Origin of the sequence: Marinobacter aromaticivorans (assembly GCF_002806975.1) — a bacterium.
GTDB classification, from domain to species: Bacteria; Pseudomonadota; Gammaproteobacteria; order Pseudomonadales; family Oleiphilaceae; genus Marinobacter; species Marinobacter aromaticivorans.
In genome coordinates this window covers 610,479-624,860 of record NZ_NIHD01000001.1, presented here as the reverse complement: position 1 = coordinate 624,860, position 14,382 = coordinate 610,479, and the positions used below count along the sequence as shown (strand labels likewise).

12 protein-coding genes and 1 pseudogene are annotated in these 14,382 nt (G+C 52.6%); 2 read left to right on the top strand and 11 right to left on the bottom strand.

Annotation, left to right across the window (positions count from 1 at the left end; translation table 11 throughout):
- Window positions 1-157: 157 nt before the first annotated feature.
- Both sbcB and CDH48_RS02805 read right to left on the bottom strand, forming a co-directional pair.
- Window positions 158-1,600: an exodeoxyribonuclease I gene (gene sbcB, locus CDH48_RS02810; RefSeq protein ID WP_100687166.1), complete on the bottom strand. Its 1,443-nt coding sequence runs from the start codon at window positions 1,598-1,600 to the stop codon at window positions 158-160.
- A 49-nt stretch (window positions 1,601-1,649) separates the two neighbouring features.
- A complete protein-coding gene (locus CDH48_RS02805) occupies window positions 1,650-2,501 on the bottom strand; it encodes a hypothetical protein (protein WP_100687165.1) in 852 nt (283 codons plus the stop codon).
- 300 nt (window positions 2,502-2,801) lie between these two features.
- On the opposite strand from CDH48_RS02805, the gene CDH48_RS02800 reads away from it, so the two are divergent.
- Both CDH48_RS02800 and CDH48_RS02795 read left to right on the top strand, forming a co-directional pair.
- Window positions 2,802-3,833, top strand: a complete 1,032-nt coding sequence (locus CDH48_RS02800; RefSeq protein ID WP_100687164.1) for a response regulator — start codon at window positions 2,802-2,804, stop codon at window positions 3,831-3,833.
- Window positions 3,834-3,836: 3 nt separating this feature from the next.
- The gene (locus CDH48_RS02795; RefSeq protein ID WP_100687163.1) at window positions 3,837-4,796 is read left to right on the top strand and encodes a GGDEF domain-containing protein; all 960 of its coding nucleotides are present in this window, start codon (window positions 3,837-3,839) and stop codon (window positions 4,794-4,796) included.
- Window positions 4,797-4,882: 86 nt separating this feature from the next.
- Here CDH48_RS02795 and CDH48_RS02790 read toward each other — a convergent pair whose 3' ends face one another.
- The 9 genes and pseudogenes from CDH48_RS02790 to CDH48_RS02750 form a co-directional block, all read right to left on the bottom strand.
- Window positions 4,883-5,251, bottom strand: coding sequence for a histone-like nucleoid-structuring protein, MvaT/MvaU family (locus tag CDH48_RS02790; protein ID WP_100687162.1), 369 nt, complete (start codon window positions 5,249-5,251; stop codon window positions 4,883-4,885).
- A gap of 192 nt (window positions 5,252-5,443) precedes the next feature.
- Window positions 5,444-6,853: an MBL fold metallo-hydrolase gene (locus tag CDH48_RS02785; RefSeq protein WP_100687161.1), complete on the bottom strand. Its 1,410-nt coding sequence runs from the start codon at window positions 6,851-6,853 to the stop codon at window positions 5,444-5,446.
- 64 nt (window positions 6,854-6,917) lie between these two features.
- A complete protein-coding gene (locus CDH48_RS02780; protein WP_100687160.1) occupies window positions 6,918-8,858 on the bottom strand; it encodes a nucleoside-diphosphate sugar epimerase/dehydratase in 1,941 nt (646 codons plus the stop codon).
- A 67-nt stretch (window positions 8,859-8,925) separates the two neighbouring features.
- On the bottom strand, window positions 8,926-9,483 hold the full coding sequence (locus CDH48_RS02775) for a sugar transferase (protein ID WP_100687159.1): 558 nt from the start codon (window positions 9,481-9,483) through the stop codon (window positions 8,926-8,928).
- Between the two features lie 4 nt (window positions 9,484-9,487).
- The gene (locus CDH48_RS02770; protein ID WP_100687158.1) at window positions 9,488-10,441 is read right to left on the bottom strand and encodes a UDP-glucose 4-epimerase family protein; all 954 of its coding nucleotides are present in this window, start codon (window positions 10,439-10,441) and stop codon (window positions 9,488-9,490) included.
- On the bottom strand, window positions 10,438-11,571 hold the full coding sequence (locus tag CDH48_RS02765; RefSeq protein WP_100687157.1) for a glycosyltransferase family 4 protein: 1,134 nt from the start codon (window positions 11,569-11,571) through the stop codon (window positions 10,438-10,440). The genes CDH48_RS02770 and CDH48_RS02765 overlap by 4 nt, the downstream gene beginning before the upstream one ends.
- A complete protein-coding gene (gene tviB, locus CDH48_RS02760) occupies window positions 11,571-12,833 on the bottom strand; it encodes a Vi polysaccharide biosynthesis UDP-N-acetylglucosamine C-6 dehydrogenase TviB (protein ID WP_100687156.1) in 1,263 nt (420 codons plus the stop codon). Before tviB ends, CDH48_RS02765 begins: the two co-directional genes overlap by 1 nt.
- A gap of 80 nt (window positions 12,834-12,913) precedes the next feature.
- Window positions 12,914-13,192 (bottom strand): annotated as a pseudogene (locus CDH48_RS02755) (NAD-dependent epimerase/dehydratase family protein); the annotation flags it as partial.
- A 65-nt stretch (window positions 13,193-13,257) separates the two neighbouring features.
- Window positions 13,258-14,334 carry a glycosyltransferase gene (locus CDH48_RS02750; protein ID WP_100687154.1) on the bottom strand — a complete coding sequence of 359 codons (1,077 nt, stop codon included), beginning with the start codon at window positions 14,332-14,334 and terminating at the stop codon, window positions 13,258-13,260.
- Between the last annotated feature and the right edge of the window lie 48 nt (window positions 14,335-14,382).

The following is a 14,382-nucleotide window of genomic DNA, read 5'->3' as shown; positions in this document are numbered from 1 at the left end:
AGGGCCAACATCAATTATTCTTTCCCTTTCCCACTGGGAAAGCGGGGCTTCTACTGAGTTGCCCGCAGGCCTTGGCGTCATCCCTCGGCCTTGGGGAGTACGCTCCCCTCTCCCTTCACGGGAGAGGGGCCGGGGGAGAGGGATCAATTTCCTTGCTTCATATATAAGGAATCAAAGATTCCCCATACAAATGCAATTCCTCCAGTATATGCTGCTTCTCCGGTGTCAGTTCGGGGTCGCTGGCTAGCCGCTGTAACTCACGGCCGAATGCCTCAAGCGACAGCCAGCCCTTTTTTGGAGCCATTAATCGTTGGGTGCGGAACTCTTCCCAGCGCTCGGCTTCCTCGCTGGTTAACGAATCCGGGTAATTGCGGGCGCGATAGCGGAACAGCAGTTCCTGCAAGCGCTCGTCTTTAAAGCTGAAGTTTTGTTCCGCCAGCAGTTCCGTCGGCGTTTGCAGCACACGGTTCAATTCGCTGCGATCTGCCGGTGAGATGAAGCCGCCGGCGTAGAGTTGTTCGTCCGGGTCGGTGAGATCCCCTTCGTGGGGCTGGTCGAACGCCTCGGCAATCCTCTGGGGCAACCCCCGCGCATTTCTCAGCAGCGCCAGGTTGGCGCGCAGGGTGTCGCCATCCAGCTCCAGTTCTTGCAAACGCTCGGCGGAGAGCGTGGAGAGCATGTTGGCTGGTGCGAGAACCGGGCATTTATTCAACTGCACGCCTTTGAGAGCAAACCTGGCCTTGTCCCCCAGTTCCGACTGGGAGGTAAAAACCCGCTCGCGAATCTGCTCAGGTGTGGCATGAATGAGTTCACTCGGGTCTTCCCTTAAATCGTAAACAATCACCTGGTTTTTATTGCTCGGGTGATCTGCGATGGGCGCAACCATGGCACAGCAGCCGCGAATAGCGGGGTATTTGGCGGAAATGTGGAAAACCGGCTTCATGGCTGCTGTATCCAGCATGGCGCGAGCGGCGTGTTTGTCTTTGTTGTTCAGAACAAAATCAAACAGCTTTGGCTGCTTTTCCCGGATCAGCCTGGCAACAGCAAGTGTTGCTTCCACATCCGACATGGCATCATGGGCGGCTTCGTGGGTAATGCCGTTGGCGGCTGTAAGCTCCTCAAGTTTGAAGCTGGGGCTGCCATCTTCCTTGCGCGGCCAGTTGATGCCTTCTGGCCGGAGTGCGTAGGTCAGCCGCACCATATCGATAATATCCCAGCGGGAATTGCCGTTTTGCCATTCGCGGGCATAGGGGTCCCGAAGGTTGCGGTAGAGGGTGTGGCGGGTGACTTCATCATCAAAGCGCAGGTTGTTGTAGCCTACTACGCAGGTGCCGGGCTGGCTGAAGGCTTCGTTAATCTGAGCAATGAATTCCGCCTCCCGATAACCCTCTTCCAGCGCTTTCTGGGGTGTAATGCCGGTAATCAGGCAGGCTTCCGGTGATGGCAAGTAATCATCGGTGGGCTTGCAGTATATAACCAGCGGATCTTCAATAATATTCAGATCCGCATCGGTCCGCACACCGGCAAACTGGGCGGGGCGGTCGTGAACCGGGTCGACACCAAAGGTTTCGTAATCGTGCCAGTAAAAAGAGCGGATCAAAAGTAAGACTCCTGCCTTGTGAATTAACCGAGTCAGGAGTCTAGCAAAATCAAAACAGATTAGTCCCCATATCCACCTGATGGGTGCGCAGCCGGTCCACGCCGCCGTTTACAAAATCGTCAAGGTTAAGGGTCATGTTGGTGGGCAGGTTAATGAACACACCTTTTCCGGCACTGATAGTGCTGGCGCCATTCAGGGTTTGCCAATCCATCCCTTCTCGCTGAAAGCCGATGAAGAAGCCATCGGTAAAGCTGTCGTTGGCACCACCCACATTAACAGAGCGAAGATCCGTGAGAGGCGCGCAGTTGGTGCCCGTAATGCAACTACCGGGCGATATTCCAATGTGGGAAGCCCGTTTATTCGTAGCGGCGCCGGTGCTGTCCATCAGTACAGCGTCGTACTGAGCCCCTGTGTTGTCCTCGAATTTGAGGCCAATGTCGCCACTGAAGCTGGTGGTATGGGAAGACACAGATCCCCGGGCCTGCCCAAAACCCATGCGGAAACCCGCCAGGCCGGCGCTGTCTTCAGCCAGTTCGATGTAGGGCTGGCGGGCCTCAAAAGGTATAACGTCGTCTTTGTTGTAGGTAACGCCGTTGAACTGTTCGCCATCAGCCCGGGCAATATGGCCCATAGCCACATGCTGGGCCGCGTAGTCTGTGCCGCCGTCAATCTGGCCAACCTGCGCATCGTCGATATTGACCCGGGTTTCCACGTCCATATTCAGGGTCATGCGGGTAAATTCATGAGCCGCACCGGGAATATTCTCAACCTGCATAAAGGCCTGCCCGGTTACCTCCCCCATAGCCGAGTCGGTGATGGGCTTCAGTTCAGCTCTGGCAATAGGCGCAAGGCCCAGAACAACAGAAATAAGGGCAGCGCATCCGTACGCGTGGAATCTCATAGAAATGTCTCTGATTTCAGTGCAAAACCGATGTTAATTTTGCGACCGAATACAAGGAATCTGTACGTTTAATGCTCATTATCTTGTCATTGGCCGTAATTGCACTGTAGCGCAGACAGATCGGCCTATGGAGTGAGGTTGGTCACAAACAAAGATCACAATCCGTTACAATCCAGTTACTTTCTCAAAAACAGCAAAAGGTGTCGTTTTTGTGTACATATTAAAGCGCGCTGCTATAATATGGGGAGTGAGCGTCAACCTGTTAGCCGCCTTTCCAGTCAACTCTCTCTGGCAGCCATCATGACCACCCGCATTCTTATCTGCGACGACTCAGCACTGGCCAGAAAACAGATGGCCCGGGCCCTGCCTGCAGGCCTTGCCGATGAAATCCTGTTTGCCAATAACGGTGTAGAAGCACTGGAAACGCTGCGTGCCGGTCAAGCCGACCTGATGTTTCTCGATCTCAACATGCCCGAGATGGACGGCTATGAGGTTCTGGAGCATGTCCTGGCTGAAGACTTGCCCATCATGACCATCGTGGTTTCCGGCGATATCCAGCCCGAGGCCCGTGAGCGGGTACGCAAACTCGGCGCCATAGACTTTATAAAAAAGCCGACAGATCTGGGAGTTGTGCTCAGTCTGCTTTCGGAATACGGCTTCTATCGACCCGGGGATCTGGAAAACGCCGCTCTGAGCGACAGCACGCTCAACCCCGATGACAACTCGCAGGCGCGGGAGATCTCGGTTTCACTCAACGATTACCTGCAGGAAATTGCCAACGTCGCCATGGGCCGCTCGTCGGACCTGCTTGCGCGCCTGCTGCGAGTATTTGTGAAACAACCCATTCCCAGAGTGGCCTTTATTGCCAACTCCGAACTGCACATGGCCATATCGGCCGCTCACGACAGCGACACCTATTCAGCCGTTTGCCAGGGGTTCACCGGCGCAGGTATTGCCGGCGAGGCATTGCTGCTGTTCGCCGACGCAAGCTTCCGGGAAATGGCAGAGCTGCTGCACTACGAAACCCTTGAGGGTGAGTCGGTAAACGTCGAAGTGTTGATGGACATGTCCAGCATTCTGTTTGGCGCCTTCCTCAAAGGTGTGGGGGATCAGCTGGATCTCAAACTCGGCCTTGGTCATCCCAGCGTACTGGGCCAGCACCGGCAGATCGCAGAACTGCTGGAACACCAGAACTCCCGGGAAGAGCAGCTCTTGTGCATCGAAATCAGTTACACGCTGGAAGAACGGGATATCCATTGCGACATGCTGGTGCTGCTCACGGAAGATTCAGTACCCTTCCTTGAAAAGCGCCTTCAATACCTGGTGGATTAATCCATGACGATAAACGAAATCGAAGCACAATCCTTCCACTGGCTGGTGGATATGCTGGAATCCGTTGAGGTGGGCCTGGTGGTGCTGGATCTCGACTTCCGGGTACAGGCCTGGAACGGGTTTATGGAAAACCACAGCGGCATCACTGCCAGTAAAATCCGCAACCGGGTGCTTTTCGATCTGTTCCCGGATATCCCCAAAGCCTGGCTCACCCGCAAAGTGGATGCAGTCGCACTACTCAACACCCGTGCGTTTACCTCCTGGGAGCAGCGCCCCTATCTTTTCCGGTTTCGCAACACCCGCCCCATTACCGGCACCGAGGAGTACATGTTCCAGAACCTCACCATCAGCCCGCTATACGGCAGCACCGGGCAGGTAGAGAAAGTGTGCCTTATGGTGTACGACGTAACCGACATTGCCACAGGCAAACGCGCTCTGGAGCGGGCCAACGAACAGCTGGCCAAACTCAGCAAAACAGATCGCCTAACCGGCCTGCTGAACCGTGGCACCTGGGAAAACCTGGTGGATGCAGAGTTCGAACGATTCCGTCGCTATGGCCACGCCACCAGCCTTGTGATGTTTGATATCGATTTTTTTAAAAAGGTGAACGATAACCACGGCCACCTGGCAGGAGATGAAGTTATCAAACATACCGCTGCAACCGCTAAACATATTCTGCGGCAATCAGACAGTATTGGCCGTTATGGCGGTGAAGAATTCGGAATCATATTGCCGGAAACCGATGCCGAAGGTGCCCATACAATATGCGAGCGTATAAGAGAGACCATTGAACAAAGTGTGGTCGATACACCCTCTGCGCCGATTCATTATACCGTCAGTATAGGTATTGCGGGGTTAAGTGATACGCCAAAAAATCATATGGAATGGATGCAACAGGCCGATGAGGCTTTGTACGCAGCTAAAAAAGGCGGGCGCAATCGCGTGGTTGTTTTCGGGCAATAATTCGACCAATAAAAAGAGGCCAGGCGAACTTCTCACCTGGCCTCTTTTATTTTCCGTATCATTCAAATCGGCTTACGCCGAACCAGTCAGCCTTCCTGCCAGCTTTGCACCGCTTCCTTGCCGTACTTTTTACGCCATTCATTCAGGACCTTGTGATTACCACCCCGGGTTTTAACCACTTCACCGGTATGCGGGTTTTTGTAGGTCTTCATAGGGCGCTTGGCGCGGGTGCCGGTAGAGGCCTCGGCCTTGGCTACAGCAATAGACGGATCAATAGCTGCCAACACCTGCAGCACATGCTTCGGAGACTTGTCGTACTCCTTCATCAGCTCACGCACGCTGCTTTCAAAAGCCAATTCACGTTTCAGCGCCTGATCCTGCTCCAATTGATTAATCTCGGCGGCAAGCTTTTCCATAAGCTGCTTCTTTTCGTAGTAGTCGTTAATCTTTGCCATGGAATTGAAACCCTGTGTTGATCTGCATTTAATCTTTGGCTTTCAAACGTCGAGAAGAGAACCCGAACTTCGCCTTCACAACCAAAGGCCAGCCAATATTTCAGAAATCAATCGTATAGTAAGACATCGAATTACATATGGCAAAGGTTATTGATTTAATGTAATTAAAAACCCGAAATAAAGAGTTGACCTCTATTCTTCGGGAATAATTACGCATGGATAATGCAATGTATCAAGACAATGTTTAAACGCCAGCTTTGCCAAATTATCCCCGTGCACAATACGAATCTCGGAAGGTTTCTGCGGTATACCTTCAATAAAACGGATCAAATCCGACTGCCCGGCATGGGCAGAATAACCACCCACCTGGTGAACCTGCGCGTGAATATCAAACCGCTCGCCATCAAGCTCTACCCAGCCACCCCGGAGGCCATATACAAGAATATCCCGCCCCGGTGTACCCTCGGCCTGATAACCCACAAATAAAACATCATTCCTGGCTTCACCCAGCATCGCTTTAAGGTAATTAACCACCCTGCCACCGGCACACATGCCGGAACCGGCCAGCACCACACAGGGACGCCGGGAGCGGGCAAGGTAATCCACGGCGTTAATATGATCCTCATGGGAATCAATAACCGTTAACTGCTCAAACGAAAGCGGATGCCGGCTCTGCTGAAGCAGATCGGTGGCTTCCGCATTCCAGAACGGCTTCAGCTTGCGGTAGATACTGGTAAACTCCGCCGCAAGAGGCGAATCCACCACGATTTCAAGGTCGTCCCAGGCCAGATCCTCCGCAACCGGCTCATCGCGGAATTCATGGATCAGGCCCTCGATTTCATACAATATTTCCTGAGTGCGCCCGATACTAAACGCCGGAATCAGCACTGTACCACCATCTGCCAACGCCCGCTCAAGAATGGCTTTCAGGCGATAACGACGGGTCTCCCGGTTCTCGTGATCCTTGTCACCATAGGTGCTCTCAATCACCAGGCGATCTGCCTTCTCAGGCGGGATCGGCTCATTCAACAAAGGTGCGTGAGGCGCGCCCAGGTCACCACTGAACACCACGCGTTCACGCTCACCGTCGCACACCGCATCGCACTCAACGTACGCCGAACCCAGAATATGCCCTGCACGCTGCAAGCGCACCGACAGTGAAGCCCCCAGCTCTGCAAACACCTCATGCCACTGCCCGTAAGGCACAGGCACCAGCCGGGACCGGATCAGCCCGAGCACCCGTTCAATCAGCGACCTGTCGCGGGTAAAACCAATCTTCAGCGCATCCTCCAGAATCTCCGGAAGCATTATGGCAGAAGGCTCCGAACAAATAATCGGCCCCTCAAAACCCGCCGCCAACAGATAGGGAATGCGACCGACATGGTCAATATGAACATGAGTGACTACCAGAGCGCGGATATGCTCAATGGGGAAGTCAACGGAGAGAGAAGAAGCGTTGGCGCCGTCGCCCTTTTCCTGCCCCTGGAACAGGCCGCAGTCAATGAGAATGCCAGCGGACGCGCCCTGCCCGGAACTCAGGGTAAGTTCGTGGCAGGAGCCGGTAACGCCTGTGGTGGCGCCATGGTGGGTTATGTTTATCATGGGCAACAGTCCTTTGTTTTTTATGTCTCCGACGCTTCGGGAGGGGGCGAGGCGGAGCAATCCATCAAACCGGCAACCGATGCACCTTCCCCGCACTCCCCTCAGCAGCTTTTACATCGTGGTGACCGTTACACCAAACCAGATCCGCCACATCACCATTTGGCGTAAAACCTGTCGGCGCATTTTTGAGGGTCTCAACAATCTGACGGCAATCAAACTCCTGGCTTGCGCGCAGCAAAGTGCTCAGAACAGATTCCAGTTCCTCCCAGCGCATAGAAACCTCTCGCGCCATTAGAATACGGGGGTGAGAAGTACCCTGCGGGTTGTCGCCAATCAGCAACTCCTCATATAGCTTCTCCCCCGGCCTCAGTCCAGTGAACACAACCTCAATGTCACCCTCGGGCCGGTCTGGTGTTTTTTCTACCAATCCCATCAGATGAATCATCTTGCGCGCCAAATCCGCAATCTTCACCGGCTCGCCCATATCCAGCACAAACACCTCACCGCCACGGCCCATGCTGCCTGCCTGCAACACCAGCTGGCTGGCTTCCGGTATGGTCATAAAGTAGCGAATGATGTCCTGATGGGTCACGGTAATCGGCCCACCATCGCGGATCTGGTCACGAAATAAAGGCACTACGGAACCGGAAGAGCCAAGCACATTACCAAACCGCACCATAGAGAAAATAGTTTTACTCTGCCGCTGAGCCAAACCCTGCAATACCAGCTCCGCCATGCGCTTGCTCGCGCCCATCACATTGGTTGGGCGCACCGCCTTGTCAGTAGAGATGAGAACAAAATGCTTCACTCCCGCCGAAATCGCGGCTTCTGCGGCGTGCAGCGTACCAAACACGTTATTCTGAACACCTTCAATCACATTGAGCTCAACCAGAGGTACGTGTTTGTAGGCGGCGGCATGGTAGACCGTTTCAATGCCAAAACTGCGCATAGCCATTTCACACCGACGGCGGTGAACAACACTGCCCAGCAGAGGATGAATTTCAACATTCAGTCCATCAATCCGGTTGATAGCCTGAAGTTCGCGCTCAATGGCATAAAGGGAAAACTCCGATTGCTCAAATAAAACCAGAACCCGAGGCCGGTGATGAATGATCTGCCGGCAAAGCTCAGAACCAATGGAACCACCTGCCCCGGTTACCATCACCGCCTTGTTATACAGGCTCGCCGCTACCTGGGCGTTATCCGGGCGCACAGGATCCCGGCCCAGCAGGTCCTCGATTTCCAGATCGCGGATATCGTTAATCCGGGCTTGGCCAGCCACCAGTTCCGACATGGAAGGCACCGTCTGCACGGGCAGTTTAAGCGCTTCCAAACGGTTCAAAAGCTTTCGCCGGTCAACATTTTTCTCCGCATCCAGTGCAAGCAATAAACGTTTTACACCGTGAATACGTACCGCTTCTTCCAAATCCTTCAGCGCAACCACCGGCACACCCGCTATCAGCGCTTTGTGGTTGGCGGGCTTCAGCCCGATAAACACCACCGGGTGGTATTCCGTGCCTTCCTGCAAGGCCTTGGCCAATTGGGCGCCTGTCTCCCCCGCACCCACAATGGCTACCCACTCCTTGCCCCGGTTAGTCGAATGGTGCACCAGCATGCGCACACTCATTCTGCTGCCGCCCACAAAAATAAATGCCAGGGCCGCATAAATAACAGGAACCGAGCGCGGAATGAAAACGTTGAGACTGTAACCAAGCACAATCAGTAACAACGCAGAAATCCCTACGCCCATAATGATGGTGAGAAACGCCCGGTCGCTCATGTAACGGACTACAGCGCGATAAAGACCGAGACGAACGAAAACACCGAGCGTGAAAATGACGGTAAGCGCTGTCACTAAAAACTGGCCCTGATTAGGCAGCCAAAGACTCTGCTCCAAGCGCAACGCAAACGACGCCCACAAAGCAAAAGAGAGAGCAGCCGCGTCTACCGCAACAGAAACAACACGTTTATGCAGGCGAGGCAGCCCCAAAAAACTCTTAAACATGTTTTCAGTCCCTAAAAATGAGTAAGCTCCTCTTCCCTGCGAGAGAAGGGTTGAGAAGAGGGAGAAATCAATCCTTTCCGGGTACTCTATCGCCCGACCCCTTACCGGAAACTGTCATAAAGATGTATTTAAAGTAAGCGGTCAAGTTCAAACTGGCCAGCATCCGGGCGTCCGTCTCCGCCAAAAGTTTCGGTGTCGACATATCAATATCATTTATCTGGGCCAAGCCAGTGATGCCCGGCCGGGCTTTTAACACGCCCCGCTGCTCACGTTCCGCAATCAACTCTTCCTGATTAAACAAACAGGGCCGTGGGCCAACCAGGCTCATTTCACCCTTCAGAACATTCCATAACTGTGGCAGTTCGTCTAGCTTGGTGCGACGTAAAAAATGACCAAATTTTGTGATGGATGCGCTGTTTGCAAGGTGGCTGGCGACGGAGGCGGTATCTACTGACATCGTCCGGAATTTAACCAGAGTGAACGGTCGTTTATCTCGCCCGACCCTTTCCTGACGGAATACCGGGGAGCCTGTGTCAAACAACCCGATCACGCAAAGAACAAGTAACACGGGAAAACCGAACACCAAGCCGAGCAACGAGAATAAAAAATCCAATGTACGAATCAAAACTTCAATCCTGATGATTTGGAAAACAACGCTGAAGGCCCTGCCTCACCGTTAAGGGTGGCGTCCAGTTTAGACACTTCCGGGTGTGGTTGAGATCAGCCTGAAGAGACCCTAATAAACGCCGGGCGACAGTTTTTTTGCCAAGTAGAGTAGCTCCAAATTGCAGTATGCCAGCGGGAACAGGTATCAGCCGCGACGGTTCACCCATGGCTTCAGCAATACCTTGCAACAGTTGCGTTGTAGAAAGATCCTCCCCGTCGCTCACGAGGAACGTCTCGTTTGCAGCGCCGGGGTGGTCAGTGCAGGTGATGATCAAATCGATGAGGTTATCCAAAGCAACTAAAGAGCGTTTGTTTTGGACAGCGCCCAACGGCAGCGGCACGCCTTTACCGACCAGTTCTATCATACTGGCAAAGTTGCCCTTCACCCCCGGGCCGTAAACAAGTGGAGGCCGAATAATAACGACTTCCATACCGGTTTCAACAGCCAGCTCTTTTAACCCCTGCTCTGCTTCCCATTTTGAGATGCCGTAGGGATCTTCTGGTGCGGGTTTATCGCCCGCTGTAAACGCCCCCCCCGGGAGTGTTTGTTCGCCATTCACTTTAATCGAGCTTAGAAAAATAAAGCGCTTCACACCAGCGGCAGCGGCTTGGCGGGCAAGATTAAGGGAGCCTATCGTATTAACCGTGCGATATGCTGAAAGTGGATCTCCCACCTCATCTTTCATGACGTGTGCTCGAGCAGCAGTATGCACAACAATATTTTGGCCAGAAAGGACGGAAGACCAATCGGCACCCAGGTCTCCTACAACAAAACTATTTTCTGAAATAGCACCTTGAGCATGCGACCTAACAACGCCCGTGCATTCAAAGCCTTCTTTTCTGCAGAGCAAGCGAAAAAGAGCTTTTCCCACAAAACCGTTAGCCCCGGTTACAAGCACCCGCACTTTATTCGTCATGACTCAAGCAACTCTCTATAAATCTGAAGATGCTGCGCCACGATCCGCTCAATCGCAAACGCCTCTTCTGCGAGCTTTCGTCCTTCCCGCCCCATTTTCTTTCTCAATACTGGATTTTCGATAAGAGACTGAAGAGCGTCAGCCAGCCTTACTGGGTCTTTTACAGGAACAAGCAGTCCGGTTACATCAGGGATGATTGCATCGCGACAGCCTGGTACATCTGTAGTAACCACCGCTCTACAGCACGCAGCGGCTTCTACCAAGCTTTTTGGTAATCCTTCACGGTAGGATGGCAGGCAGACAATATTGGCAGCCGCGTACTGCTCCGCAATATCTGTACGATAGCCGAGCAGCTCAACCACTCCAGCTTGCTTCCAGCGTTCCAGGTCATGCTCCGATACACTGGTTGGATTACCGGGATCCGGCGATCCAATCAGGCGCATTTTCACAGCAGCGTTTCGCTCAACCAAATGTTCCGCCGCCTGAACAAATTCAAAAACACCCTTATCCCTGAGCAAACGCGCTGCCATGACCACAACCGGCGTACCCGCTGGCTCCGGCTGGCAAAGGTATTCACCAAGAGCCACACCAGAACCACGAATCATACGCGTACGAGACGAATCCAAGGCAACCAAGCTTAGCAAAGTATCGCGGTCATCCGGGTTCTGAAAAATAACCGCGAGCCTTTTCTGTTTAAACGCAGCGGCATACAGGCGTTTTACCAGCCACATACGAACTCTTGCTACAACTGAAGATGCAAGAAAAACCGTACCTAGCCCTGAAACAGCGGAAACTACAGCACTGATGCCAGAGAATCTCGCCGCAATGCCTCCGTATAGAACGGGTTTAATAGTAACAAGGTGAACCAAATCCGGCTTCAGGCTGCGAAACAATCCAACAAGTTTGAATAACGTTGTCAGCTCATTGAGCGGGTTTTGCCCGCTCCTCGCAAAAGGCACAATATGATGAGTGAAACCATGGTCTTCAATTTTATGGGCACATTCTCCAAGTGCCGACGCAACATGCACTTCATGGCCTTCAGCTCTAGCAGCTTGCGCCAGGGGCAACCGGTGCGAGAGAAAAAACTCTGGTGCATTCACCACAAACAGAATTTTATTTGAAGCCTTCATCAAAGCCGCAAATCCGCCTCACCCAAAGGCAGCAAGCCTTTGAGGTCATAAAGCACGCCACTCTCTTTGAGATAGCCCCTCAGATCACCTGCACTCATCACCGCATACTCTTGGTGCGGAACCGCTACAATCACACCGTCGTACCCACCCTTCACTGGCTGCTCGGTGAGGCTAATACCGTATTCGTGCTCCGCCTCGGCGGCATCTGCCCAGCAGTCGGTAATATCCACCTGGCAGCCAAATTCCCGCAACTCTTGCACTACATCAATTACGCGGGTATTGCGCAAGTCTGGGCAATTTTCCTTAAAAGCAAAACCCATTATCAACACTCGCGCTTTGGCTATGGTGTGGCCGGCTTTGATCATTGCCTTAACCAGTTCAGAGGCTACATACGACCCCATACCGTCGTTCACCCGGCGGCCAGCAAGAATGATTTCCGGGTGGTAGCCGATAGCCTGGGCTTTGTGAGTTAAATAGTACGGATCCACTCCAATGCAGTGCCCCCCCACCAGACCAGGCTTGAACGGCAGAAAGTTCCACTTGGTACCTGCCGCAGCCAACACCTCGTGGGTATCAATCCCCAACCGGGCAAAGATCATTGCCAGCTCGTTTACCAACGCAATATTCAGATCCCGCTGGGTGTTCTCAATCACCTTGGCGGCTTCCGCCACCTTGATGGAACTGGCTTTGTGAGTGCCCGCCGTAATGATGCCCGCGTACAGGGCATCCACTTCCTCGGCAATAGCGGAAGTAGAGCCCGAGGTGACCTTCATGATTGTGGTCACCCGATGCTCCCTATCTCCCGGATTGATCCGCTCCGGGCTGTAACCGGCGTAGAAATCCGCATTGAATGCCAGACCAGAGATCCGCTCCAGTACCGGCACACACACTTCCTCAGTAGCACCAGGATAAACCGTAGATTCATAAATCACGATATCTCCGGCTTTCAGCACCTTACCCACGCTCTCACTAGCCTTCACCAGGGGCATGAGATCCGGCGTTTTGAAATCATCTATTGGCGTCGGCACGGTCACAATAAACACCTTGCAGTCAGCAATGTCACTCAGGGAATCGGTGAACGACAAGTGAGACGCAGCCGCCAGTTCCTCTCGAGAAACTTCGCGAGTGAAGTCCTCACCTTTTTTAAGCTCGGCAATGCGTTTGGCATTGATATCGAAACCGATAACCGGCCGCTTTTCGCCAAAGGCTACAGCCAGGGGGAGGCCTACGTACCCGAGGCCAATGATTGCGATTTTCTTCATGTAGTTGATCCGTTAATAAATACGAACAGAGGTGACTGGCGGGTGATATCAGCTTTTGTGATCAAGATACCGAGGCATCGCCTTGGCAATGCCGGGTGATCCCCATAAGTGGAACTACCGGCAGCATAGGTGAAGCTTTCAACGCCGGCATCTCGGGCAGCTAGCAACATGTTCAGAAAGCCGGTGATGTTGGCTGCGTTTGTGGTGATAGGATCGTTGATGGAGCGTGGTACTGAGCCCAGGGCAGCCTGGTGCAGCACAAAATCAACGACGCCTTCGCAGGCATTAACACAATCAGCTTGGTTGTGGATATCGTTTTCGATGAAGGTGAAGTTAGCCCATTGCTCCGAGGTGACTAGGCCCTGAAGTACTATAAAACTATTAGACAAATTCATAAAGTTTTATGTTCAGTCTCGCCTCACAGTTATAAATTTCTTACTCTTTGATAGAGTTCTAAGTGCTGTTCCACGGCTTCGTCAATTTCATACACGCTAGAAAACGACAAGGCGTTACGGGAGAAAAAAGCCCTTAACTCAGCATCTTCAACCATTTTTTTCAACGCAGCAGCATAGGAGCCAACAGTCAAATCATCCACCACAAAACCGTTCGCACATTGGTGGACTACCTCTGCGCAACCGCCTACGTTAGTAACGACTACAGGTAAACCTGTCAACGTGGCCTCGATTAAGGAAATCGGCAGCCCTTCCCACGCGGAGGACATGAGGAACACATCGCTTTTGGCCAGCACCTCTCCAATATTAGATACGTTGCCCAAAAACGTTAGCCGCCCTGTAATCCCTAAAGAATCCGCCAGTCTCTGTAATTCAGCCTTCTCAGGTCCTTCTCCCGCAATCAGCAGCCGAACATTGGGGCACTTGAGCTCCCCAAACGCAGTCAACAATAGCGGCAGGTTTTTGGGTTCCCTCAAGCTGCCCACAAACAAACAGGTCACGTCGCAAACTGCTGGATTGACCACCACGGCCTGCGTGATGATTCGATCTCTTGATACCGCATTATTGATTTGCGTTATGCGGCGACTGCCACCTTGCAGCAGCGCTTTACAGGCGGTACAGATTGCAATGTATTCGCTGACCTTAAAATCGAAAAGAAGATAAAAAAACTTAGGCAACCCTAATTTGAAGCTGTGATGTGTATACACCACCGGCAACTTAAACAGAAAAAAGGAAAACAGCAGCGCATAATAAAGATGGCAATGAATAATATCTGGTCGAAAAGTCTTCGCCTCCGAACGCAGCCGTAACCCACCAAGCCAGGGCTTTCTCCGCGCGGCTTTTCCTACGAATGAATAGGAGATCGACTCTGCGGAAAGCGATTCAAGAAACAGTTTCTCGAACTCAAGGTCGCGCCCGCTCTCCTCAGCAGACTGCAGAAACACTACGTGAACATCATGGCCTTTTCTGCGCATTTGAATCGACAGGTCACGAACGTAAGTTTCAGCGCCTCCGGCTGCGGGCGAAGAGATAAAATGAAGAATTTTCATATATAAGAGATTTTGTAAAATTAAAAAATATAAGTATTAATAGACTAA

What these genes read in the sequence shown, in the direction of transcription:
- CDH48_RS02805 (WP_100687165.1), bottom strand. Translation starts at nt 2,501, where the DNA reads ATGAGATTCCACGCGTACGGATGCGCTGCCCTTATTTCTGTTGTTCTG.
- CDH48_RS02800 (WP_100687164.1), top strand. Translation starts at nt 2,802, where the DNA reads ATGACCACCCGCATTCTTATCTGCGACGACTCAGCACTGGCCAGAAAA.
- CDH48_RS02795 (WP_100687163.1), top strand. Translation starts at nt 3,837, where the DNA reads ATGACGATAAACGAAATCGAAGCACAATCCTTCCACTGGCTGGTGGAT.
- CDH48_RS02790 (WP_100687162.1), bottom strand. Translation starts at nt 5,251, where the DNA reads ATGGCAAAGATTAACGACTACTACGAAAAGAAGCAGCTTATGGAAAAG.
- CDH48_RS02785 (WP_100687161.1), bottom strand. Translation starts at nt 6,853, where the DNA reads ATGATAAACATAACCCACCATGGCGCCACCACAGGCGTTACCGGCTCC.
- CDH48_RS02780 (WP_100687160.1), bottom strand. Translation starts at nt 8,858, where the DNA reads ATGTTTAAGAGTTTTTTGGGGCTGCCTCGCCTGCATAAACGTGTTGTT.
- CDH48_RS02770 (WP_100687158.1), bottom strand. Translation starts at nt 10,441, where the DNA reads ATGACGAATAAAGTGCGGGTGCTTGTAACCGGGGCTAACGGTTTTGTG.
- CDH48_RS02765 (WP_100687157.1), bottom strand. Translation starts at nt 11,571, where the DNA reads ATGAAGGCTTCAAATAAAATTCTGTTTGTGGTGAATGCACCAGAGTTT.
- tviB (WP_100687156.1), bottom strand. Translation starts at nt 12,833, where the DNA reads ATGAAGAAAATCGCAATCATTGGCCTCGGGTACGTAGGCCTCCCCCTG.
- CDH48_RS02750 (WP_100687154.1), bottom strand. Translation starts at nt 14,334, where the DNA reads ATGAAAATTCTTCATTTTATCTCTTCGCCCGCAGCCGGAGGCGCTGAA.